General features: G+C 44.7%; 18 protein-coding genes and 1 pseudogene. 11 read left to right on the top strand and 8 right to left on the bottom strand.

Going from position 1 to position 24,593, the window contains the following annotated elements; genetic code table 11:
• Positions 1-19 precede the first annotated feature (19 nt).
• From EXZ60_RS09390 to EXZ60_RS09370, 5 genes are read left to right on the top strand one after another with little or no spacing between them, the layout of a single operon-like run.
• Positions 20-1,639 carry a Tar ligand binding domain-containing protein gene (locus tag EXZ60_RS09390; protein ID WP_277435608.1) on the top strand — a complete coding sequence of 540 codons (1,620 nt, stop codon included), beginning with the start codon at positions 20-22 and terminating at the stop codon, positions 1,637-1,639.
• 15 nt (positions 1,640-1,654) lie between these two features.
• Positions 1,655-2,203 (top strand): chemotaxis protein CheW, encoded by a 549-nt coding sequence (locus EXZ60_RS09385; RefSeq protein WP_228209078.1) that lies wholly within the window; start codon positions 1,655-1,657, stop codon positions 2,201-2,203.
• Entirely contained in the window at positions 2,187-3,065 is an 879-nt protein-coding gene (locus EXZ60_RS09380; RefSeq protein WP_064625292.1) for a protein-glutamate O-methyltransferase CheR, read from the top strand. The genes EXZ60_RS09385 and EXZ60_RS09380 overlap by 17 nt, the downstream gene beginning before the upstream one ends.
• Positions 3,065-3,583, top strand: coding sequence for a chemotaxis protein CheD (locus EXZ60_RS09375; RefSeq protein ID WP_013856765.1), 519 nt, complete (start codon positions 3,065-3,067; stop codon positions 3,581-3,583). The genes EXZ60_RS09380 and EXZ60_RS09375 overlap by 1 nt, the downstream gene beginning before the upstream one ends.
• Positions 3,584-3,617: 34 nt before the next feature.
• Complete coding sequence (locus EXZ60_RS09370) at positions 3,618-4,691, top strand: chemotaxis response regulator protein-glutamate methylesterase (protein WP_013856766.1); 1,074 nt, start codon at positions 3,618-3,620, stop codon at positions 4,689-4,691.
• Between the two features lie 65 nt (positions 4,692-4,756).
• Here EXZ60_RS09370 and EXZ60_RS09365 read toward each other — a convergent pair whose 3' ends face one another.
• The 3 genes from EXZ60_RS09365 to EXZ60_RS09355 form a co-directional block, all read right to left on the bottom strand.
• Positions 4,757-5,056: a hypothetical protein gene (locus tag EXZ60_RS09365; protein ID WP_017043621.1), complete on the bottom strand. Its 300-nt coding sequence runs from the start codon at positions 5,054-5,056 to the stop codon at positions 4,757-4,759.
• Positions 5,057-5,302: 246 nt separating this feature from the next.
• Positions 5,303-6,703 carry an asparagine--tRNA ligase gene (gene asnS / locus EXZ60_RS09360; RefSeq protein WP_026028293.1) on the bottom strand — a complete coding sequence of 467 codons (1,401 nt, stop codon included), beginning with the start codon at positions 6,701-6,703 and terminating at the stop codon, positions 5,303-5,305.
• 154 nt (positions 6,704-6,857) lie between these two features.
• Positions 6,858-8,489 (bottom strand): methyl-accepting chemotaxis protein, encoded by a 1,632-nt coding sequence (locus EXZ60_RS09355; RefSeq protein ID WP_017048608.1) that lies wholly within the window; start codon positions 8,487-8,489, stop codon positions 6,858-6,860.
• A 305-nt stretch (positions 8,490-8,794) separates the two neighbouring features.
• Between EXZ60_RS09355 and queD the strand changes: the two genes are divergently transcribed.
• Positions 8,795-9,154, top strand: coding sequence for a 6-carboxytetrahydropterin synthase QueD (gene queD, locus EXZ60_RS09350; protein WP_010320709.1), 360 nt, complete (start codon positions 8,795-8,797; stop codon positions 9,152-9,154).
• Positions 9,155-9,243: 89 nt separating this feature from the next.
• Here queD and EXZ60_RS09345 read toward each other — a convergent pair.
• Positions 9,244-10,338, bottom strand: a pseudogene (locus EXZ60_RS09345) (endonuclease); the annotation flags it as partial.
• Between the two features lie 725 nt (positions 10,339-11,063).
• Between EXZ60_RS09345 and EXZ60_RS09340 the strand changes: the two are divergent.
• The gene (locus EXZ60_RS09340; RefSeq protein ID WP_277435633.1) at positions 11,064-14,801 is read left to right on the top strand and encodes a M66 family metalloprotease; all 3,738 of its coding nucleotides are present in this window, start codon (positions 11,064-11,066) and stop codon (positions 14,799-14,801) included.
• Positions 14,802-14,905: 104 nt separating this feature from the next.
• Here the strand turns inward: EXZ60_RS09340 and EXZ60_RS09335 are convergent, their stop codons facing one another.
• The 4 genes from EXZ60_RS09335 to pabB form a co-directional block, all read right to left on the bottom strand.
• Entirely contained in the window at positions 14,906-16,267 is a 1,362-nt protein-coding gene (locus EXZ60_RS09335; RefSeq protein WP_013856773.1) for an L-serine ammonia-lyase, read from the bottom strand.
• Between the two features lie 101 nt (positions 16,268-16,368).
• On the bottom strand, positions 16,369-17,622 hold the full coding sequence (locus EXZ60_RS09330; RefSeq protein WP_017047579.1) for an aromatic amino acid transport family protein: 1,254 nt from the start codon (positions 17,620-17,622) through the stop codon (positions 16,369-16,371).
• 299 nt (positions 17,623-17,921) lie between these two features.
• On the bottom strand, positions 17,922-18,551 hold the full coding sequence (locus EXZ60_RS09325; protein WP_064625280.1) for a CoA pyrophosphatase: 630 nt from the start codon (positions 18,549-18,551) through the stop codon (positions 17,922-17,924).
• A gap of 65 nt (positions 18,552-18,616) precedes the next feature.
• Complete coding sequence (pabB, locus tag EXZ60_RS09320; RefSeq protein ID WP_277435607.1) at positions 18,617-20,008, bottom strand: aminodeoxychorismate synthase component I; 1,392 nt, start codon at positions 20,006-20,008, stop codon at positions 18,617-18,619.
• A gap of 176 nt (positions 20,009-20,184) precedes the next feature.
• On the opposite strand from pabB, the gene EXZ60_RS09315 reads away from it, so the two are divergent.
• The 4 genes from EXZ60_RS09315 (at position 20,185) to EXZ60_RS09300 (ending at position 24,541) form a co-directional block, all read left to right on the top strand.
• Positions 20,185-21,705 (top strand): fumarate hydratase, encoded by a 1,521-nt coding sequence (locus tag EXZ60_RS09315; protein ID WP_010320695.1) that lies wholly within the window; start codon positions 20,185-20,187, stop codon positions 21,703-21,705.
• Positions 21,706-21,808: 103 nt separating this feature from the next.
• Entirely contained in the window at positions 21,809-21,994 is a 186-nt protein-coding gene (locus EXZ60_RS09310) for a hypothetical protein (protein ID WP_010320694.1), read from the top strand.
• A 145-nt stretch (positions 21,995-22,139) separates the two neighbouring features.
• On the top strand, positions 22,140-23,519 hold the full coding sequence (locus tag EXZ60_RS09305; protein ID WP_277435606.1) for a YcjX family protein: 1,380 nt from the start codon (positions 22,140-22,142) through the stop codon (positions 23,517-23,519).
• Positions 23,516-24,541, top strand: coding sequence for a TIGR01620 family protein (locus EXZ60_RS09300; protein WP_277435605.1), 1,026 nt, complete (start codon positions 23,516-23,518; stop codon positions 24,539-24,541). The genes EXZ60_RS09305 and EXZ60_RS09300 overlap by 4 nt, the downstream gene beginning before the upstream one ends.
• Positions 24,542-24,593 lie beyond the last annotated feature (52 nt).

Raw genomic sequence — 24,593 nt, 5'->3', positions numbered from 1 at the left:
CGTCAGAAAGGAATAGGCTATGTTTAAAAATATTTCAGTTAAATTCAAACTAAGTATGCTAGTTGGCATCTTAAGTTTGTTACTCATTGTAGTCGGATCACTAGGGCTTTATGGCATGCAAAAAACACTGCATGGGCTAGAAACGGTCTACTATGACCGAACCGTACCAGCACTGTCTATCGGTGACATTAAATCTCGTCTTCTGAGCAATCGTATAGCGCTGGCTTTCTCACAACTGTACCCAGAAGCGGATATTATTCGTGCCCAAATCGAGACCGTCGAGAATCATCTCAAAGTAATCGATGAAAAATGGAGCAAATACAAATTAACTAACTTAACTAAAGAGGAAGCTGAGTTAGCCAAACAGTTTGAAGAACAGAACAAAGCCTTTGTTGAGCAAGCTCTACAGCCCACCATTGATGCTTTGCGACGTTTAGACATTGATGAAGCGACTCGCCTTGCGGTTGATAAAGTGCGCCCACTCTATGCACCCGTTGAAAAAACAGTAAATGCATTAATTCAGCTGCAATCGAATGAAGCGCAGAATGTTTATAACCATGAGGTTGAGCTTTATGACAACCTACAAATGATAGCCATTGGATCAATTATATTGGGGCTACTGTTTGGTATTGGATTTGCGGTTACCTTGATCCGCGGGATCTGTAATCCTTTAGAGCAAGCAGTGTCGCTGGCTAACCGACTCGCTGTGGGTGATTTAACAGGTAAAATTGAAGCGACGTCAGGCGATGAATTGGGTCGCTTGCTTGAAGCCATGCAAAAAATGGTGGCCAAGTTGTCAGACATCGTAGGTGAAGTGAATAGCTCAAGTAATGCATTGGCTTCGGCATCCGAAGAAGTTTCAGCTACCGCTCAGAACTTAAGTCAAGGTGCGAGCGAACAAGCGGCCAGTGTTGAACAGACTACCTCGTCGGTAGAGCAGATGTCAGCCTCAATCGCGCAAAACACTGAAAATGCGAAAGTGACCGATAGCATGGCAGGTAAAGCGGCTAAAGAAGCGAAAGAAGGTGGAGAAGCGGTAGCTAAAACCGTGTTAGCGATGAAATCGATAGCTGAGAAAATTGGTATTATTGATGATATCGCTTATCAAACTAACTTACTTGCGCTCAACGCCGCAATCGAAGCTGCTAGAGCTGGCGAGCATGGTAAAGGTTTTGCAGTGGTAGCGGCCGAAGTCCGAAAATTGGCAGAGCGCAGTCAGGTTGCTTCTCAAGAAATTGGTGAGGTCGCTAAAAATAGCGTTGGTTTAGCGGAACAAGCCGGAAAACTGCTGGATGAAATGGTGCCTTCTATTCAAAGAACATCCGATTTAGTGCAAGAGATCAACGCAGCTTCAATGGAACAAGCAACCGGAGCAACACAAATTAACCAAGCGATGGAACAGCTCAACAGTATCACGCAACAAAGTGCTTCCGCATCAGAAGAGCTTGCGTCGACCTCTGAAGAGATGAGTAGCCAAGCACAGCAGCTCCAGCAACTAATGACCTTCTTCAAAACGGAAAATAATCACCGTGAAGCAGCAAATAAATCTTCAGTTCACCACGAGCAGCAACGTCCTAAACAGAAAAAGGATATTGAGTTTATTTCTATGGACGATGAACCTGAGTATGTGCGCTTTTAGTGGCTGGAGGTGAATGTGGCTAATCTTATCCCGGTTGAGGCTAACTCGATGATATTGGCTAAGTCCAATACAGAATTAGCACAAGATCAACAGTACTTAACATTTCAGCTCAATGGTGAAATGTACGCCTTTGCGATTTTGCATGTTAAGGAAATATTAGAGTATGGCAAAGTAACTCAGGTGCCAATGATGCCTGACTACATTCAAGGCATTATTAACTTGCGTGGTGAAGTGGTACCTGTCGTCAACCTAGCTCGGCGTTTTTATCTTAAACCGCAAGAAGTGAATAAAAAGACTTGTGTTGTCATTATCGAAGTGACGAATGAAGAACAGCGTCAAGACCTAGGTGTTATGGTTGACAGTGTTTCTGAAGTCATTGAAATATCAAGTAAGTTTATGAGGCCTGCCCCTAATTTTGGTACCAAGATCCGGACCGAATTTATTTGTGGTATGGCTCAATTCGATGAAGAGTTTGTCATTATTTTAGCGGAGGATAAAGTCCTATCTGTTGAAGAGTTGGCCATGATGGAACAGGTCAAAGAGCAGAATGAACTTGCAAGTTAAGCACAAATCTCAGCAACTTGGGAATTCAGCCATGGAGCAAATGTCCATTATCAGTGATGCAGACTTTGAGTTGTATCGTGGCTGGATATATCAATCTGCAGGTATCGCACTAACACCCAGTAAGAAAGCGTTGGTGGTTGGGCGTTTAAGCGGGCGCTTAAGAGAGCTCGGTATAAGTTCATATCGGGACTATTTTGAGTATTTGACGAAATTTAGCGATCAGCAAGTACGCAAACTTGAACAGCAACGAGCCATCAATTTGCTGACCACCAATGAAACGTACTTTTTTAGAGAAGAGGCCCATTTTGCTTACATCCAGCACCATCTCTTTACTGTATGGGGGAAAAAACAGATCCGTTGCTGGAGCGCAGCAAGCTCGACAGGTGAAGAGGCTTATTCTCTGGCAATGTTATTAGACAGCCGTTACCAAGGAGAATGGCAAATAGTTGGTACCGATATCAATAGTCAAGTGTTGCAAATTGCATCACAAGGTATTTATCCGATGCTACGCCATGAACATATACCGAAAGCCTATCTCAAAACGTATTGCCGAAAAGGCATTGATACCAAGCATGACACATTGAAAATCGTTAATTCATTAAGGAAAAAAGTAAAATTCGGATTAGCGAACTTACAAAATCAGTTGGATGAACTTGGTCACTTTGATCTTATTTTTTTACGTAATGTGATGATTTATTTTGATCAAAATACCAAACAAAGAGTCATCAGTAACGTTACGAACCGATTAAAAAGTGGCGGTATTTTATTAATAGGCCACTCTGAAACATTAAACGGACTCAACTGCGATGACTTGCAATTACTGCAGCCGTCTATCTATCAAAAACGAGGGATTCGTGATTAATGGCGAACGAATTTTTACCTAAAACAGAGGCTCTGAACTTGATGCCTGGCGAGATATTCTTTGGTCATCACAGAGGTTGGATTCATACGCTGCTGGGTTCGTGCGTTGCCATTACGTTATGGCATCCAAAAACGCAGTTAGTGGGTATGTGCCATTATCTGTTGAGCCAGCGATCCGCCCTAGGTGAAGAGGCCAAACAACCTGAAGGCTATTATGCTAGCGATGTTGTGGCGTACTTTTCCCTTCAGTGTCGACGACATCAAATCAATCCTAAGGAATGTGTTGTTAAAGTATTTGGAGGTAGCACTATGTTTGCAGGTCACTACAGCAAAGTCGCTTCGATAAATGTTGCACAACAAAATGTGCGACTGGGTATGCAGTTACTGAAAGAGCACGGTTTTCAAGTAAGCCGCAATGATGTGGGTGGAAAGCGTTATCGTAAAGTATTTTTTGATGTCCAAAATGGTGATGTTTGGGTTCAATATGGGCGATCTTCTGCAAGAGAGGTAGCTTATTAATCAGCCATTGAGTGTCGACTTATAGAGGCATTACATGAAAAAAATAAAAGTATTAATCGTGGATGACTCCGCGGTTGTTCGGCAAGTGATCAGCGCTTTGTTGAGTAATGAACCTGATATTGAAGTGCTTACTCCCGCTTCTGATCCCATATTCGCTCAAAAAAAAATGGCTGTTCAATGGCCAGATGTGATTATTTTAGATGTAGAAATGCCTCGTATGGATGGTATTACGTTTCTTAAGCAACTGATGGCGGAGCATCCGACGCCTGTCATCATTTGTTCTACACTGACGGAACGTGGTGCGGAAGTGACTATGCAAGCATTGCAAGCGGGTGCGTTGACGATTATCACTAAACCCAAAGCAGGGTTGAAAGATTTTCTACAAGAAAGTCGGCAGGAAATGTTAAGTGCGGTGCGCGCCGCCGCACAAGCAAAGCTAGAAAATATTGTTAAACCCAAACCTCATGTACTCAAGAAAGTACAGCAAACAATGCCGAATCCGAATCACTCGACATTAACATTGAAGACCACACAAAAAGTGGTCGTGATCGGCACATCTACAGGTGGGACACAAGCTTTAGAAGCAATCTTAACAGCATTGCCAGCAGTCTCTCCGGGGATTGTTATCGTGCAACATATGCCCGAAAAATTTACCGCGATGTTTGCTGATCGGCTCAATGGGCTTTGTCAAATCGAGGTCAGGGAAGCAAAGAATGGTGACCGAGTTCTTCCGGGGTTGGCATTGATCGCTCCAGGTGGCCGTCACATGCAACTGAATCGAAGTGGTGCACATTATCAAGTCGAAATCAAAGATGGCCCCGCAGTTAACAGGCATAAACCATCAGTCGATGTACTTTTTCGCTCAGCGGCAAAGCATGTAGGCCCTAACGCTGTCGGTTTTATTTTGACGGGAATGGGAGATGATGGCGCACGAGGTTTGCATGAGTTGAAAGAGAGCGGTGCCTATACAGTTGCACAAGATGAAGCAAGCTGTATCGTTTTTGGTATGCCCAAAGAGGCAATCGAACGTGGTGGTGCTTGTTCGGTGCTACCACTCAATCAAATAGCGCAGGAAATATTGCAACGAGCTTCATCGAGGCACTTATAGATCAGATCTTCATTTATTTTTAGTTGAAACCGACTTGTTGAGACGCTCCCAACAAGTCGTAGTAGTTACTTTTTTAAGCCAATTTGAGATTCGATGGCTTCGGTTTCTATTTCAGGGTGTTCGGCGAGCTTTTCTGAAGCCCATTGATTGATATGCTTCAAAATAGCCGACACGGCATGTTTTTTTGTTGCTTGCTCATTTTCTGCCACATCTAACGCTTGTTTAGGCTTTAAGCCAGTAGCATCTTCTGCGATATGAAGCCAATCAGGATGCCAGTAGTAAGGTTGACCAGAAGGAGTCATCCAGCCATGAACACCGTTTGTTTCACCATTGTACTGCAAATTATCTACATCATTTTTTTTCATATAAGTTCTCGCCATGGATCGATCTGAATACGTGGTTAATGTAACTCGGTTGCATAGCACAATAGAGTGAACATGATCATGTAATTGAACTAAATGTAACAAAGGAAGATGAAATTGAGGTGATTTTGATCTCATGTTTATTTGAAATTCACTCTATTGTTATTGAGAATGAACACTGATTGTTGGGGAAATAAAAAAACCACCAAGTTTAACGTCGGTGGTTTTTACAAAAATCGTGTTTGATTTTTAGAAGTTTGCAGAGCGTGGTGTACGTGGGAAAGGAATCACATCACGCACGTTGCCCATACCGGTCACATAGGATACTAAGCGCTCAAAGCCAAGGCCGAAACCCGCGTGCGGTACAGTACCGTAGCGACGTAAGTCGCGATACCAACTCATGTGTTCAGGATCTATGCCCATTTCAATCATACGCGCATCAAGAACATCTAAACGTTCTTCACGTTGAGAGCCGCCGATGATTTCACCAATACCTGGGGCAAGAACATCCATTGCAGCGACAGTTTTACCATCGTCGTTTAGACGCATGTAAAATGCTTTAATGTCTTTAGGGTAGTTCTTGACGATCACAGGCGCTTTGAAGTGCTCTTCAGCAAGGAAGCGCTCGTGTTCAGAAGAAAGATCAATGCCCCATTCAACATCAAATTCAAACTTACGACCTGAATCGATTAGGATCTTCACCGCATCGGTATAGTCTACTTGCGCAAAATCTGAATTAACGAACTGCTCAAGGCGAGTAATTGCCTCTTTGTCGATACGCGAAGCAAAAAACTCAAGGTCATCACGACGTTCTTCAAGAACGGCTTTGAAGACATACTTCAGCATATCTTCAGCCAGTTTCGCGACATCGTTTAGATCAGCAAACGCGACTTCTGGCTCTACCATCCAAAATTCTGCAAGGTGGCGGCTCGTGTTTGAATTTTCAGCACGGAACGTTGGGCCAAAAGTGTACACTTTGCTTAATGCACAAGCATACGCTTCGGCATTTAACTGTCCTGAAACTGTAAGAAATGTCTCTTTGCCGAAGAAGTCTTCATTGAAATCGACATTGCCTTGCTCAGTACGAGGAAGGTTAGCGAAATCCAGCGTTGAAACACGGAACATCTCACCCGCACCTTCTGCATCAGAAGCGGTAATCAGCGGCGCTGACATCCAGAAATAACCTTGCTCGTGGTAAAAGCGGTGGATGGCTTGAGAAAGGGAGTTGCGTACACGAGCCACTGCGCCAATCACGTTGGTGCGTGGGCGAAGATGCGCCACTTCACGAAGATATTCAATTGAATGGCGAGTTTTTGCCATTGGGTAGGTTTCAGCATCTTCAACCCAGCCAACAACCTTCACCTCAGTTGCTGCAAGTTCAAATGCTTGACCAGAAGCAGGGGACTCAACAATCTTACCTGTTACTTCGACAGAGCAGCCAGTAGTGAGCTTTAGCACTTCGTCATTGTAATTATTCAGATTATTAGGGACCACGGCCTGAATCGGGTCGAAACAAGAGCCGTCATAAATGGCAAGAAAAGAGATTCCAGCTTTGGAATCACGACGAGAACGAATCCAGCCTCGGACAGTCACTTCACTGTCAACGGCCAGCTTACCGCTCAATACGTCTGTTACAGGCGCGTAAGTCATGTTTGATATAGTCTCCATTGAGGTAAAAATTCAACCCAATGTTCAAAGGTATTCTCACTCTATAAAGTGGACAAAAAACAAGCGAAACATTGGGTTGCTTATTACTTTTTAATTCAATGGCACATATTACCTGTCAATTCGTTCGCATCAACCTTTATTGTCGATTCGTGGCCGAATTCTTAGCAGAAAGCGTAAATTGATTCATCAATGTTTCTAAGCGCTGCGATAGCTGTTTTAAATTGACGCTGATTTCTCGGGTTTGCGTTGCCGATTGAGACGTATCATCAGCATGTCGAGTAATGACTTCGATCTTCCCTTGAATTTCTTGGCTGACTTGTGTGGTCGTTCGTGTTTGATCTTGAATATTGTTTGCATGATCAAGCACCTGCTGCATCTCTTGTACGGCATTACTCATTGCGGAAGATAAAACTTCGACTTCATTTGAACGTTGATGCGCATGTGAGCAAACCAAATCAACTGAGGCGAGCGATGTTTCACTGTCACGTTGGAATTGAGCGATGATTTTCTCAATGTTTCCAGTCGCTTCTGCTGTTCGTGAGGCGAGTTTTCGCACTTCATCGGCCACGACCGCAAAGCCTCTTCCTTGTTCACCCGCTCGTGCTGCTTCAATCGCCGCGTTTAAAGCCAGCAAATTAGTTTGTTCGGCGATACTTTTAATAGTTTCAAGAATGGAGGAAACCAGCCCTGTCTGATTATTAAGTTCAGAAATTTTATCTTTCACGGACTCGATATCGCTTACCAAACCTTTGATATCTGCGCTAGCTGTATGTGCTTGCTGTGCACTTTGTTGAGCGACATTAGCGGTATGTTTGATAAGCTTTGATGCATCAACGGTAGCTTGATTAACCGTCTGTTGTTGAGATTGCATCTCTTCAATATTGAGCTGAACGTCAGAGGTTTCACGCTGCTGATTTTTTGCCGCTTGGTTGGTTGTTTGTGCTACGTCGGTTAACTGGTTTGCTGAATCGGCAAGCGAATGAGAGGTCTCTTGCACTTTTGCCAAACTGTCCGAAACCGTGTCCATTAAAGAGTTGATGGAGACCGCGAGTTGTCCGAGTTCATCTTTTTTGGTGCTGATAAGTCGTTTTGATAAATCTTTGCTCTTACTGATTTCACACATGAATCGTGACGTATGCTGGATAGGGCGAACAATCATCTTGCGGATCAAAAAAAGCGTGATCATAAATCCGATAAAGGCAATGGAAGCCATAATAATAACGGCAATGACAGTGTGAGTACTGATCATTTGGTTTACATGGCTCAGGTTATATTCAAGACGAATAGCTCCTAAAACGGTTCCTTCTTCCGCCATATGACAAGATACGCAGTTTGTGCCTCGGTAATCTAGGCTTGATTTCATCGGTAAGGCGACGACTAATCCTTTCCCCCAGGAAGCATTGAATGGTTCAATGACGGTTTCCCCGGCCAGTGCGCGTTTATCTATCTCGTCCATTGGCTGTTGATTTTCTTTTCCAGGACCATAAAGTTTACTGACCGCCTCTGAACGTAATACTCGCACCTGTTCAATACCATCTTGCGCGAGTGCCTTTTGGCGTAAGGTCTCTTTCTGAGCCATGGTACCAGTCAACATCATCATATTGAGGCTATCAAAGTAGTTACTCGCTTTATCGTGTAACTGCTCGCTCAACACCGAATTGAGAAGGTCACGTTGTTGTATATATTGATAGCTGGTTGATACCGTTAATACAAAAGCAAAAACGGTGATGAGCGTAAGTAGCAATTTAGACGTAATTGTTGAGTTCATGATAATTTTATTATTATTGAGAGGGTGACAGTGTAAATATAGCGTTAATATGCACTAGTGCAAAAGTTGTAGTCTTTGGAGTGTGACCCTATACATATTATAGGTTTAACAAATGTGATGTGGCACGTCATGATTCCCTATTAATGCTTAAAATATCACTCAAAGGCGTGGGATTTTCCGTTGTATCACCGTGATAAATTGTACTGCTTCATCTGTCTTGCAATGTAAACAAAGCTGTCTAGAAACTTGTTTCGTGAGTCTATATTCCTTAGTATTGCCTCTCTTTTAAAAGCTTGAGAACCAAGATGAAAACAGAATTATACAAAGAGTTTATGTTTGAAGCCGCGCATCGTTTACCTCATGTACCTGCAGGGCATAAGTGCGGCCGTTTACATGGGCACTCTTTTTTAGTTCGTCTGTATGTAGAAGGTGAGGTCGATCCTCATACTGGTTGGGTGATTGATTTTTCTGAAATTAAAGCGATATTTAAACCTATTTATGATCGTTTAGATCACTATTACTTGAATGACATTGAAGGGTTAGAGAACCCAACCAGTGAAGTGCTTGCGAAATGGATTTGGCAACAATTAAAGCCAAGCTTACCACTGCTCAGCAAAGTTGAAATTAAAGAAACCTGCACGGCGGGTTGTATTTATAAAGGCTAATACCAGTAGACAATTCCGAACAACAAACAATAAATAACAAGTAGATAGGCACTACTATCGCGCCTATCTACTTACCCAATATAAAGAGCCTAATGACCCCAAATTTGGCTTACATATTCAGGATGATCGATATAGGGATTTCGGTTACCTTGAAATTGATAAACGGCGTCATTGCGCTGGCGTTCTTTAGCACTCACAGGATCTTCTTGGTGCCAACGCTTTAGCATCGCCAGAGCCCAAGCTTCAAAAACCACCGTGCTAGTACCATCAAGTATGGCATCAGCGTTGTCAGTATTTCCTTGCCAGCTGCCGATACGGTTCTCGTAGCGGGTTGCCATGTAAAAATAGGCGCGCGCTAGATCACCTTTAAATTCATCAATAGGCTCAAATACGGTGCCATTATAACCTAGCGTATTGCTTGCACTGCCAAGTTTTGAACCATTACTTGAGGTATAAGTGATATGACCAACTTCGCCAAATGGCCAGTTACTGCGTTTTGCATTAACAAAACCATCAGTGGCAAACAAGTGGTGACCGTCGGAATTCATTGGCTCAACGCTGCCCCCAAACCAACTTTTAGGAAATGAGTGTTCCCTATTGTAACAATCGCCTTCTCGTCGATACTGACCACACTGATCGCTGACTTTAGTAAAACTAACACTGTCGTTGTTGTCAGGTTTCTCAGAATAGATATCTAACATTGAACCGTCATTCTCATAGTAGTTATCTATGTCTGCATTTTGTAATAGTGTCCAAATTGCGGAATAACCGCGGCTATTATGATTCTTTATGATGTTGTATAAGGCCGTTTTTAGTTCAAAACCTGTTTTTCCTATCGCGGCTTGATAATAGTCATGGTTAGCGGGAGGTGTTGATTCACCAAGTAATAAGCTGTTTGATTGGTTGTATTGAAATTCTCCACCAGAGGCCAGTATTTCCGAGCCTTTGGCTAAGGAATAAAGACCATTGCCAGAGCCACAGCAAATACCATCACCATAACTGTCATGGATGGTGAATTGATATTCACCATCCGATAAGCATATTTCTTGGCTATAAGATGTGGAGTCTGAGTAATTATTACCCGCATAAATAACCTGTGAGAGGCTGTTTTTTATTTCCCAACTTGTTTCAGAAGCATATTGATCGGTGGTTAAATTCAGAGTCAGGTTGTGAGCGCGACATGTCACATGGCTTGATGGTTGCTCAGCGTTACTATTTTCTGTCTGCGCACTGGTAAGGGGAGAGCAAAGCAGTGCCAGTAGGGTAAGGTATGAAATTTTCGTTGTCATAATTTTCTCATTGGATAGTTAAATCGCAACTAAGATAACCATTTGCTCAGTCAATAAATTAAACCTATATCGCATTTTAATTTGTTATGTATGTGATGTTTCATTATTTATGCAGGAGATCTCACGTTCAGAAGGCTGTGCAAAAAGGTGTTCATAAAAACCTACGCAGTCTGCATATATACAATCTCTTTTCTTACCGCGACTGACACACTGTCGTTTAGTACAATATCTGTACGATAAAATTGCCCAAAAGTTGATCGCTTAATCCTCTCAATGCTCATGAACAATCGTAATCATTCTCTTTCGGTGTGCGTGTTATATTCTTAAGTATCATTGTTTCTGATTGATTTTAATAAAATTATTTATTGTTTGTATGCATTTTTGTTGCACACTTTTTCGCGTGAATTCTCACTTTCAAGACATTAACCTCATTGGGTTGGAACCCTTATCTCGTTACGGACATAGTGATTCTATCGAAATGAAATTAGGTAACTAATAATGAATCGGTAACCCAGTTGTCTATATCCGGAATCGATTGTTGCTTAACCAGCGCAGATTTCGTGGGTTGCTGCTGCTGAAATTCAGGCACGTCACTATAAACTAAAATGAGCAATCCAATGATGAATAAGAAACCATTAACGCTTCTGGTAGCAGGGCTACTGGGAAGCGCACCCGTTTGGGCGCAAAATGAGCTCACCTTGATCCAGATCGGGGAAAAAATCGTCGAGCGGTTAGAATCGATTAAAGCGACCGCCGAACGTGGAGAAGGGGTGTTTGAACGCAACGGTGAGCGTTGGATCCACTATAAAGGCTTCGATTATCGGCTTAGTTACAAAAATGATCTGCAATTCCCCTTTATACCTTATCAAAGTGGCGATGATACACCTTATCGCAATGTGATCGATTTTGTCGATCAGAGTTGGGAATTCATGGTGTACGACGGCGGTTTTTATCTGATGAGCCGCGAATTTGGTGTTTACGAATCGGACGAGCAAGGCTGCTTTGTGGAATACATTCCTGCGGCACACGGGTCTAAGCGCGCCGATGGTAGCTACATTTGGCAACGTGATGTCATCTATCGTACCGAAACCACTGATTGTGGTGCGTTAGTGAAGCCAGAGATTACCTCGTTAACCGTCTCGAGCCTGTCTGATGTCGGTGTGTCATTTGACTGGCTTGGGCAAAATGAAGCCGATAATACTCAGCTCACCTTAACCAATTTGAGTGATGCGAAGGATGTTCGCCGCTATGATTCGGTTTCTGCGGGCTTTTTTATCGGTGACCTTAAGCCTGGCACATCATATGAGATGGTGTTGAACTCGTGTAATCCAGTGGATTGTGCTGAGCCCAAGGTAGTGCGCTTTACTACTCAAGATGCTCGAGTCGGTTTTGCCGATGAAATCCCAACCCCGAACCATTTGCAAGGCAGTTTAGAGGGTGGGTTGGGCATCACGCAAACCCATACATCAGTCGCGCCGAATAGCAATGAGTTAACTGGTCAAGGTCATTTGGACGTGATCATGAACCGTGAAGCGATGCTGCTGTTTACCCCGCAACAAGGGGAAGAAATTAACCAAGTCCGCGCAGAAGTGTTCCTCGATGGCGAATTAGTGCAAACCACCTTGATGCTACCACCTAGTGCATTAGCAGCCTCGGATCAGCCGGACAATGGTCGTATGAAGGTGGTGTTCTCTCATCACGCTTGGTCACTGCCGCTGCAATGGAACTGGATGAAGCCGGAGCTCTCACTGCGCTTGACCGACAACTTAGGCCGTGAAGGTGTGCTCAGCCAAGGAGACATCCAGTTTGGTGGTGCGCCTGAGTTGGTGATTCAAAATATCGACATGGGCATGCTGACTCAACCGCGTAACCACAATACGATGATTCAAAATCTTCCAACTTTGGCCGCGGATTATTTCCAAAAAATACCCGCGTCTAAATTGGTGATGGCTGACTACACTCCTGCCTATTTCCCTGTTGTCACTATGCCAAATGGTGTGGTGTACACCGATAAGAGTGCGAGTACGGGTGGTTGGCACAGCGGCGATATGCGTGAAGCGATCGGTAAAGCGTTGGTCTCTACAGGTGTTAACAACGCCAACGTCGGCATTGTGAGTAGTGCGGGTTATTCGCAGCAATACAATCGACGTTTTAACCACATCACTGCCCATACCAATGTGGGCATCTACACCAAAAAAGACACTGATTTGCCGCAAGTCGTCGTGCATGGCGGCAGTGGCGGCGGCGGCATCGTGACACTGGAAGCGACGACAGGTAACGAGTGGTCTCATGAGCTTGGGCATAACTATGGCTTAGGTCATTGGCCGTACATGGCCTCAATTCACGATCTGGAGTCCGGCTGGGGGTGGGATGCGTTCCACCAACGCTTTATTGGTAACTTACACTGGAAAGGCGATGTTTATACCCAACAGCAAGGTGACGATATTGTACCGCCGTTTAAAGATGCTTTCCGTTTCCTGCGTGATGCGCAAAATGGCGGTGAACAAGAGTACGTTGGCACCATCAGCCGCTTTACCTTGGAGCATCCGGCTCAGTCGCGCAAAGCACAGCGTTGGATGAACAACGGTTTTAACCTTGATAGCAACAGCCCAAGCGGTTATGTGCAGTGGGATCAGAGTACTCAACGTTATGAAGCGGTAGAAACCGATACACCGAAACCGCAGCAAGTGGGCGTACCCGTAGTTACTTTATTGGGGATTTATGATCCGCAGAATGAGAACCCTAGCCAAATCTATCCTCTGATTTACTCGAATTATGGCAACGTGTTTGAGCTGCCACAGCCAGAGCAAGGGGATTATCAGTTGGAAGGTTGGCAAGCGGTGGCGAACCTGACTCAGGCACAGCTCGATAGCGATATTTGGCAAACAATACGTATAGATGGTGAGCAGCAACGTTTGTGTAAGTTTACTTTTCAAGCGGCCAATGGCGATAGATCGCAGTTTGTCGGTGGAGTTGAACCCAGTACCGACCGTTGTTCTGTTGGACGCGATGTAACATGGAACATCAACGTGAACATGACTTCTGCACAAGGCGAGTATGAATTGCTTTCCAAGTATGGTCGCGGAATGGTGACTTACACACCGACGGCCGATGTCGGTGAAGTGAGCCTATGTACACTCAATAAGTCTGGAAATGATCACGATGGAGCTGGATTTGTCGTCGGTAACCAATGTGAACAGATCGCAGGTGTGATGCATAAAAATGGCCAAACGTGGCGCTATGCCATTCGTGGCGATGAAGTGTTGCGTCCTACTTACCAGGTTCAGGGCCAGTGTCAGTTGGATGTTGAATTTGCAGATGGGATCCACGAACAAGTTCGATTAAGTGCCTCTCGCCACGCTAGCAATGAAAGTAACAAGTTCCACGTTAACTTATCGATGGAGAATGGAGTTCCAAATCAAGTGAGTTTGCATTGTTCGGATCGCGGTGGTGAAACAGAACTGACTCGAATGACGCCAGATCAGAACCCGCCGCTGGATAAGCTCAAAGGCCCAATCATCATTGGCCAAGAGTACGGTTACAGCCAAGTGGTCGATATGACACCAACCTTCGCACAGAATGAAACTCTGCTGAACACGGATTTTGCAACGATCGCTGAGTTTGATGCTTTTGTGGCCGAACACTATGGGCGTGGCGTTCTAAACAATGGCGTGACGAAAGCGGAGCGCCGAGCGGGGGCATTGTATGTCTACCCGAACCCAGAAACGGGCATGCATGATTACTTTGTAATGCGTATGGTAGATGCTGGCGCATTCCCGGCCGATCAAACCAGTAATCAAGGTTGGAAATACCTAGGTTCGGCAGATCGCTATGTGAACTTTGCTTTCAACCCAATCAAGCTCAATAGAGCGGCTGGTGTGAGCATTGAAGCGCGTGTACAAAGCTACTTTGGTGTATCTCGCTTATTGACATGGGATGAGCGTACCTCAACCACTTGGGATAAGGCGCAAAATGCGGTGTTTGTTGGGCAAATCGATGGTGAAAACCATTACTTTATCCAAAAACGCCCAGGAGAGGGGGAAGCTTTCCCGGTGCTCGGAGAGTCAAACCTAGATTGGGTTTACCTTGGCAGCGACAGCACCATTCAAGCTTACCTTGCGGAATTAAATCGTGATTTAGCAAGCTTTGAACGTTCGTTACTGGAGTGGTATCAACAAGATGCGATGGGCGTGTGGGGCAGTGATGGCCAGCGTGGTCAAGTGAACGATATTTATCAATACGCTTTCCGTGGCGGCTATCATTACTACCGCTTGAAAGTGACTAAGTACGGTTATTTCCCTTACCCAACCGATCCCAATCCAACCAACAGTAGCTGGGAATATCTCGGTCAGTTTTAAGTTCCTCACTGGATCGTGAGGTAAAGTCGTAAAATGCGCCACTCGCGGTTAAGCGAGTGGCGTTAAGTTTTAATGAACGAGGTTTTTAAATAGATAGGTGCTCGTTAGCAAACGACTTTAATCGCTAAACCACCTTGGGACGTTTCACGATATTTGGCGTTCATATCTTTACCTGTCTCAAGCATGGTTTCGATCACTTTATCAAGCGAAACACGAGGTGCCGATGAGCGGCGTAGCGCCATACGCGTTGCGTTGATCGCTTTCACGGCAGCAATACCATTGCGCTCGATACAAGGCACTTGTACTTGTCCCGCGACAGGGTCACAGGTTAAGCCCAAGTTATGTTCCATCGCAATTTCAGCGGCCATGCAAACTTGTTCAGGGCTTCCACCCATCAGTTCTGCAAGGCCCGCGGCTGCCATCGAACAGGCAACACCTACTTCACCTTGACAACCCACTTCCGCACCAGAAATAGAAGCGTTACGTTTGTAAAGCCCACCGATAGCGCCAGAGGCGGCAAAGTAACGGATATAGTCTTTTTCAGTAACGGTCTGAATGAATTTATCGTAATAGGCTAACACTGCAGGAATAATACCGCATGCGCCATTAGTAGGTGCTGTCACCACACGCCCACCCGCGGCATTTTCTTCGTTCACTGCAAAAGCGTACATGTTTACCCAGTCAACGACCGCCATTGGATCGTTAGTGGTTTTTTCTGATGTCATTAACTGTTGACGAAGTGCTGCTGCTCGGCGTGGAACACGAAGAGGCCCTGGTAAGATACCTTCAGTATTCATACCGCGGTCCATACATTCGCGCATGGTTTTCCAAATATTGGCAAAGTAAGTACGAACTTCTTCATCAGAATGCAGTGCTTTTTCGTTAGCCATAACCAGCGTACTGATGGAAAGACCACTCTCTTTGCATTGGTTCATCATCTCGTCAGCGCTAGTGAAGACATAAGGAACTTTAATAGGGTTCTCTTTTTCTTTACCAAAGTTCTCTTCATCAACGATAAAACCACCGCCGATAGAGTAGTAGGTTTTTGAGTAAACGACCTCATCATCGATCCACGCGTGGATCTGCATGCCGTTTTCGTGCAAGGACAAATTCGTTTTGTGGAAATTCATTCCACCTTCTTTAGGAAACGATACGGTATGACAGTGCATACCAACGGGAAGACGCTCGGTTTCTTCAACGCGTGCGATAAAGCCTGGAATAGCATCGATATCAACTTTCTCAGGGGTATTACCAGCAAGACCCATGATGATAGCGATATCTGTGTGGTGACCTTTCCCTGTCAGTGATAATGAACCATAAACGTCCACGGTGATTTTAGTGATGTCGCGCAATTTTCCCATTGAACGTAAATCATCAATAAACTCTTTACCCGCTTTCATTGGTCCCACTGTGTGTGAGCTTGAAGGACCAACACCGATTTTATAGATATCAAATACACTAATCATATCGATTACCTCAAAAGTAAGCCCCCCTAGCTAAGAGGGAGGCTCATTATTATAGTTATGTTCTGTATGCAGTATTCATGACGGTTGATATAACCACCAGATTAAAGAGCGCCGTAGATTACAGAAGTAATAGCAGCAAGACCACAGATAGTTGTGAAAATCTGTACTGGTGCTGAAGTCTTGAACTTCGCCATTGCAGGGATCTTGTGCATTGCAAATACAGGCAGCAGGAACAAGATGCCAGCAATCATCGGTGCGCCCATGGTTTCAATCATGCCTAGGATGCTTGGGTTTACAATCGTTACGATCCAAGTTGTCAACACGATGAAGATCAGTGACATTTTTTCAATCTTGCTTACTGAGCTATTTGAGCGAGATTTAATCAAACCAACTAGGCCTTCATGTGCCCCTAAAAAGTGACCAAAGTAGCTAGAGGTAATCGCTGCAAAGGCAACAAGAGGACCCATGTAAGAGATGATTGGTGATTCATGGATGTTTGCTAGGTAAGAAAGCACAGAAATGTTTTGCTCTTTTGCTAACGCGAGTTGCTCTGGCGACAGAGACAGCACAACAGAGAACACGAAGAACATCACAAAACCCATCAGCATCATGGCCGAGCCACCAGTGATCATATCGGTTTTCTTAACCGCGTTGTCACCATGTTGTAGGCGTTGCTCTTTAGAGAACTGGCTAATGATTGGGCTGTGGTTGAATGAAAACACGATGATAGGAATTGCAAGCCAAACGATGGTTGGCATCGCAGACCAATCAGGTGCGACTTCAATCATAGAGGTGTTCCACTCTGGAATAAGGTAGAAAGAAAGTGCTAATAAAATGAAAACCAATGGATACACCATGGCAGACGTTGCTTTTAGCATCAGCTCTTTACCAAATACTACGCCAGCCGTCATTGCCACAATCAGCGCACCAGAAAGTAACCAACGAGGAATCGATTCCATGCCAACTTGGTTAACAAGGAAGGAATCAACGGTGTTTGTGATACCAACGCCGTAGATAAGAACGATAGGGTAGATGGCGAAAAAGTATGCGAACGTAATAAGGTTTGCGCCAGTTTTACCAAAATGCTCTTCTACTGTGTCAGTAATATCAGAATCAACATTTTTTGAAGAAAGAACAAAGCGAGCTAAGCCTTTATGTGCGAACCAAGTCATTGGCGCCGCAATTAGGGCTAACATTACTAATGGCCAAAAACCACCCGCACCAGCTTTAATTGGAAGGAAAAGTACACCGGCACCAACGGCTGTACCAAAAAGTGAAAGACACCAAGTGAAATCTTTATAAGTCCACTTGCTAGAGGATTGTACGGCAGATGCCGACGAAGTTGTTGTGTTCATATTGTATTACTCATTTTTGGGAACAGGAAATAAGTCGAGCGCATTTTGCATAATTTTCTCATTCGAAAACTAGATCTAAATCATGTAACGTTCTGGCTTATTGAATGATATGTCAAAAACCCATTTTTGATCACGAAAATGGCGTGCTACATGTGAGTAATGTTAATGATTTGGATTGGTAAAAGTTATCAATATAATGCTTCGATTAACATTTATTCATGCCAAACGTTTGCTTTTGGGCGGGATAAGGAAAAATAATCATCCGTGTTATTTAAACTTATGGTTGAATAGTTTGAATATTAATGAGGTTGAATAACTTGTTTTTGCAAAACATGAATGATCTGCGCTGTCATCCCCCAAATAAAATGATGTTGATAAGGGATGGCGAAAACGCGATGTCGTTGATTTTTTACTTGAAATAATTCGCTATAGAGTTTGTTTCGATCAAACAGGTGGTGGGCGGGAACTTCAAATATTTCGTCCACTTCATTGGTATCAATAATGGCCTTGTAATTGGGGTTGATAAAAGCAAGAAAGGGCGTCACTACAAATTTACTGACGGTAACCAATTCAGGCAGTTGCCCAAAAATAGTAATGTCGTTTGCTAGAATTCCAATTTCTTCTCTTACTTCACGAAGCGCAGTGATCTGCAGCGAGCCATCGACTTCCTCATATTTCCCGCCAGGAAAACTGATTTGTCCCGGATGATGTTTAAGGTTCGCAGCTCTTTTGGTTAATACTACGTTTAGGCCATTTGGCCTCTCAACAAAACCAATTAACACCGAAGCCTTACGCAAGGTTTGAGGAGCAAGGTGTGCCACACGACGGATAGATTCTTCATGATAAGGCTCAGGTTGTTGCAACTGAAAGCGCTGGATAAGCCGATCTTTTGTCAAGGGGGTCGCAGTCTGTACGCTGTTTCTCTTCATTTTCGTTACCTAGTCGAATTTTGCATCTATCTCTTTTTAGCCTAGTTCAATAAACCTTGGAAAGGTTAACGAGAATGTTCAAGCACAGGTAAAATGCGGCTCAGTTTATCCAGTGTCTCCTGATATTCAAGCTCACACTGACTATCGGCAACAATACCGCCACCAGCCCAAACGTGCAGTTGTTGCTTTTCTGCCACCAAAGTTCGGATAGCAATACTGCTGTCCATTGTCCCGTGGCGGCTAATATAGCCTATGCTGCCACAGTAAGCGCTACGGCGGTGAGGCTCTAACTCCTCAATAATTTCCATTGCACGTACTTTTGGTGCGCCAGTAATTGAGCCTCCGGGGAAGCTGGCTCTTAATAGATCGGCCGCGCAATAGGCGGAATCAAGTTCTGCGCGAATGGTACTCACAAGGTGATGCACGGCAGGAAAACTTTCAATATCGAACAGCTTAGGCACATGTACAGACCCCGGTTTTGCCACACGGCCAACATCGTTTCGTAATAGGTCAACGATCATCAAGTTTTCTGCTTGATCTTTTTCTGCGCAAGCAAGGTCTGCCGCGTTAGCGGCGTCAATGCTGGGGTTATCGCTTCTTGGTCGGGTGCCTTTTATCGGCTTAGTTTCGATGATGTTGTATTTGACCTGCATAAAACGCTCGGGGGAGACACTCAAAATCGCTGACTCCTCTAAGCGAATAAAAGCCGAAAATGGTGCGCAATTAAACGCTTCCAGTTTTTGATAAGCTTGCCATTCACTGCCTTCATAATGCGCTTGAAAACGCTGTGCAAGGTTGATTTGATAACAATCACCACTGAGCAAATAGTGCTGGATTTGCTCAAATTTCCGTTGGTAGCTCTCTTTACTCATGTTGGATTGCCAATCAGAGCGTAATGCAAAATGGCCGTTGTTTTTGGAGTTCTGAGTGTTGAGCCATTGCCATGCTTCATCAATATGATTGCCCACCACGTAGGCGGCTTGGTGCAAATGATCAACGACCACAGCCCATTGATAGAGACCAATCGCCATATCAGGTGTGGATAGATCGTGCTCAGCAAGCGTTGGAATTCGTTCTATCTGCCGCCCTAAGTCATAGGCAAAATAACCGAGTGCACCGCCCACGAAAGGAAGGTCTATATCGCTTTGAACATCGGGCAAATACTGCTGCTGCAACTGTTTGAGCAGTTGGAATGGGTCTACTTGAGAATCATAATGAGACTGCGGTTCGCATACCGCCGTTTTATCCCCTTGTGTCACTAAGGTGACCAGTGGTTCAGCGACTAAAATATCAAAACGGCTATCGATATGCGTCTTAGAGGCGGAGCGCAACAGCATAGCCCACGGGCAGTCTTCGATTTTAGAAAACAATTGGTGAGCGAGATCGACATGATAAGTCAGTGCGTTAACTTGGATATGATTGAATTCGTTGTTGTTCATTTGCGTAATTTGTGACAAAGAGACCGATCACTGCATGGCGTGTTGAGTAAAGCAAGAGTATCATAAAATGCAAATTAAAAGCTGCTACTTGATTGAATCACATCAATAAGTTGATTTTTTGCTGAGAAGCTTACCGCTTATTGAATGAGGAACACGCAACAGTCAAGGGAAGCATAACAATAACGAGGCACGCAATGACGGTAATTCGCAAGCAGGATGTGATCAGCAGTGTCGCTGACGCTCTTCAATATATCTCTTACTACCACCCTCTGGATTTCATTCAAGCGCTAGAAAAGGCTTATCATCGAGAAGAGAGCCAAGCTGCGAAAGATGCGATCGCACAAATTCTCATTAACTCGCGCATGTCAGCAGAAGGGCATCGACCCATTTGCCAAGATACCGGCATCGTAACCTGTTTTGTCAACATTGGTATGAATGTGCAATGGGAGTCTGATCTCACGGTGCAAGAAATGATTGATGAAGGAGTTCGTCAAGCGTACACCAATCCAGATAACCCATTGCGCGCTTCTATATTAATGGATCCTGCTGGTAAGCGTATTAATACTAAAGACAATACGCCTGCTGTCGTTCATATCAATATGGTGCCAGGAAATAAAGTCGACATTCAAATCGCAGCCAAAGGCGGCGGCAGTGAGAACAAAACCAAGATGGTAATGCTCAATCCTTCCGATGACATTGCTGAATGGGTAGAAAAAACCGTACCCTTGATGGGGGCGGGTTGGTGCCCTCCGGGTATGCTCGGCATTGGTATTGGCGGCACCGCGGAAAAGGCGGCTGTGCTTGCTAAAGAATCACTGATGGAGCATATCGATATTCAAGAACTGATTGATCGTGGTCCACAAAATGCGGAAGAAGAACTGCGTTTAGATATTTTTAACCGCGTGAACCGTTTAGGCATTGGTGCGCAAGGGCTTGGTGGCTTAACCACCGTTGTGGATGTAAAAATCAAAACAGCGCCGACCCACGCCGCGTCTAAACCTGTTTGTATGATCCCTAACTGCGCGGCGACCCGCCATGTTCACTTCACGCTAGACGGCACGGGCCCTGCTGAACTTACACCACCAAAGCTAGAAGATTGGCCACAAATTGTGTGGGACGCAGGAGCAAGCGCGCGCCGCGTCAACCTTGATGCGGTTACTAAAGAAGAGGTTCAAGAGTGGAAAACCGGTGAAACACTGCTTCTTTCCGGTAAGATTTTAACGGGCCGCGATGCCGCACATAAACGACTCCAAGCAATGTTGCAAAATGGCGAAGGGCTGCCTAAAGGTGTCGATCTTAAAGGTAAATTTATCTACTACGTTGGCCCCGTTGATGCGGTGGGTGATGAAGTTGTTGGTCCAGCAGGCCCGACCACATCGACACGTATGGACAAATTTACCGACATGATGCTTGATGAAACGGGCATTATGGGGATGATAGGCAAAGCAGAGCGTGGACCTGCGACGGTGGAGTCAATCAAAAACCACAAAGCGGTCTACTTGATGGCGGTGGGTGGCGCGGCTTACTTAGTGGCGAAAGCGATTAAGAAAGCACGCGTGGTGGCATTCGAAGATTTAGGTATGGAAGCCATTTATGAATTCGAAGTTGAAGACATGCCAGTCACGGTTGCGGTGGACTCGCGTGGCGCGAATGCTCACCAAATAGGCCCAGACACATGGAAAGTGAAGATTGCCGAAGCTCAAAAGAAAGCTTAATCTGATCTCATCGCGTTCTCACGATAACTGCAGCTTAGGCTGCAGTTATCGTCTATAAATCAGTAGATAATTGAAATGCTCATTTGCAAAACTAGGAGGGTAGATGCCTCGTTTTATTAAAATATTACAAATTATTATCGCTATTGTGGTTGGGGTTTTCCTCGGCTATGACCTTATTCTACATGGCATCAGCATCTTCGATGATAAGTACGTCACAATCACCTGCGTGTTATGGGTGATGCTTGAGGCTGCATTGTTTGTGATTTATAAATTAATAGAAGATGATTGAACCGATGTGAGCGGCTCAACACAGAACAGCGAATTTTTTGGCCAAAAAAGCCTAAGCCTCTGATTCTCGTCAGGGGCTTTTTGTTCATCTCTGATTAAGATGAATACACATAAAATAGCGTCATCAAATGAAGTGGAGTGAGTGAATGAAGCACATTCGTCGAGAAATGACTGATTTAATTAACCGTGGATTAGATTCGCACGTTCGAATTGCTGTCACGGGGTTATCGCGAGCGGGGAAAACGGCTTTTATTACCTCCTTAGTGAACCAATTACTGCACACCTCTACCCATGATAATTTACCGCTATTTTCCGCAACGCGTGACCGACGCATTGTGGGTGCAAAACGTGTCCCTCAAACTAACTTAATGGTTCCACGCTTTGCTTACGATGAAGCGATGTCACAGTTACACAGCGAACCGCCACATTGGCCTGTGCCCACTCGTGACGTCAGCGAAATTCGCCTAGCGATCAAATACAAACCTAAAAAGCGCAGTAAAAAATTATTTGGTCACACGGCCACACTTTATCTCGATATTATCGACTATCCGGGGGAATGGCTGTTGGATCTGCCTCTGCTCGAAATGACCTATGAACAGTGGTCAGAACAGCAGTTTTCAGCGCTAAGTGAGCTACGTTCCTCATTAGCCGAGCCGTGGCTTGAGGGGTTAGCTAAACTTGATGTAACGCATGATACCGATGAGCAAAAGCTTGCTTCACTGTCGATGCTGTTTACGGAGTATTTGCACGCGTGTAAAAATGCCGGTTTGCATTGGGTGCAACCGGGGCGTTTTGTGTTGCCGGGAGAGCTAGAAGGTGCGCCTGTTCTGCAATTTTTCCCATGCCGTAATCCGTACGGTGAAGACAAGCCGGCTCCCAATAGTAATTACAGCATGTTAAAAGCACGCTATGAAGAATACCAAAACAAGGTTGTGAAAGCTTTTTACAAAAATTATTTTGCCACGTTTGATCGGCAGATTGTGTTAGTCGATTGCTTATCTCCACTCAATGACGGCTACGACTCCTTTTTGGATATGCGTCGTGCGCTTGAACAGATTATGCATAGCTTTCGTTATGGTCGTAATGGTTTACTCAAGCGTCTGTTTGCACCCAAGATAGACAAAGTGCTGTTTGCCGCAACCAAAGCGGATCATGTCACCCCTGAACAACACCCGCATCTGGTGTCGTTACTGCATCAGATGGTTCATCCTGCTTGGCAAAGCGCCGCCTATGAGAATATTGAGATGAGTTGCATCAGTATGGCATCGATACAGGCCACACAAGCGGGTTTTATTGATAGCGGTGAGCGCACCATTCCAGCCTTACAAGGCGTGACGCTCGATGGCGAAACCTTGACCATTTTTCCCGGCGATGTGCCGAAAAAGTTACCTAACAAAGAGTATTGGCACCATCAAGGGTTTGAATTCACCAGTTTTAAACCAAGAGCATTTAGCTGTGATGAACCTTGCCCTCATATCCGTTTAGATAAAGCGTTGGAATATTTAATTGGAGATAAGCTGAAATGAGTGATTTAAAAACCAAGCAAATCTTTAATCAAAAATTAGAACCACAACAGAAGAGTACGCCAGAGCTTACGGCTCAACAGCAGTTTCAAAATAATGAAGCCTTCATTCCAATGCCGATCAGCAATGAAGAGAGTGCTGCGGAAAAAGAGTTGGAGCAAATCATTCGCCCACCACAAGGTCGGAAATGGCGAGCTGCGGCATTAGTTATAAGCTTTGCAGGTTTAATCGGTTGGCAAGCTATCGATTCAGTTATCACGGCGATTCAATCAGCGGACTGGTTAGCATTAGGCTGGGCAGGATTTATTGTTGGTTTGGCATCGTTAGGCTTAAGTACCTTAATCAAAGAGTTGTGGAAGTTACGAGCACTTCGCCATCATTTTAGTATTCAAGAGCAAAGCGAACAGCTTATGCAAACCGACAGCGTTGGTCATGGGCTCGCGTTCTGCCAAGCTCTAGCTAAACAAAGTGGCATAAAAACCGAAAGCCCAGCCTATGATCGATGGTTAAACAGCGTCAATGCTTCACACAGCGATGCTGAAATACTCGATATGTACGATGCTATGGTGGTGAGTGAACAAGATAAACAAGCAACCAAAATCGTCTCACAATATTCAACAGAAGCGGCAGCACTAGTGGCAATTAGCCCTTTAGCCATCGCAGATATGTTGTTAGTGGCATGGCGTAATTTCACTATGATTGATCAACTGGCAAAACTGTATGGAGTGCCATTGGGTTACTGGTCTCGTCTCTCTTTATTTAAGTCAGTATTGGTTAATATGGCAGCGGCAGGTGCCAGCGAACTCGCCATCGACGCCAGCATGGATCTCCTTTCTATGGATTTAGCCGGAAAAGTATCCGCGCGGGCAGGGCAAGGTTTAGGAGTGGGAATATTGACCGCTCGTCTTGGTTTGAAAGCCATGGCACTGCTCAGGCCGATGACATGGCAGCCAGACAGAAAAGTAAAATTAGGGGCGATTCGCAAACAGATCGTCGCAAGAATCGCCGCGCTTACGGTGAAATAAGCAACATTTATCAAATAATATACCCGAATGTGAACCTCAAAACATGAGATAA

The sequence above is a fragment of the Vibrio sp. 1151_11 genome, assembly GCF_029478525.1.
GTDB classification, from domain to species: Bacteria; Pseudomonadota; Gammaproteobacteria; order Enterobacterales; family Vibrionaceae; genus Vibrio; species Vibrio anguillarum.
The sequence above is the reverse complement of the archived record's forward strand: the minus strand, read 5'-3'. Positions and strand labels throughout refer to the sequence as shown.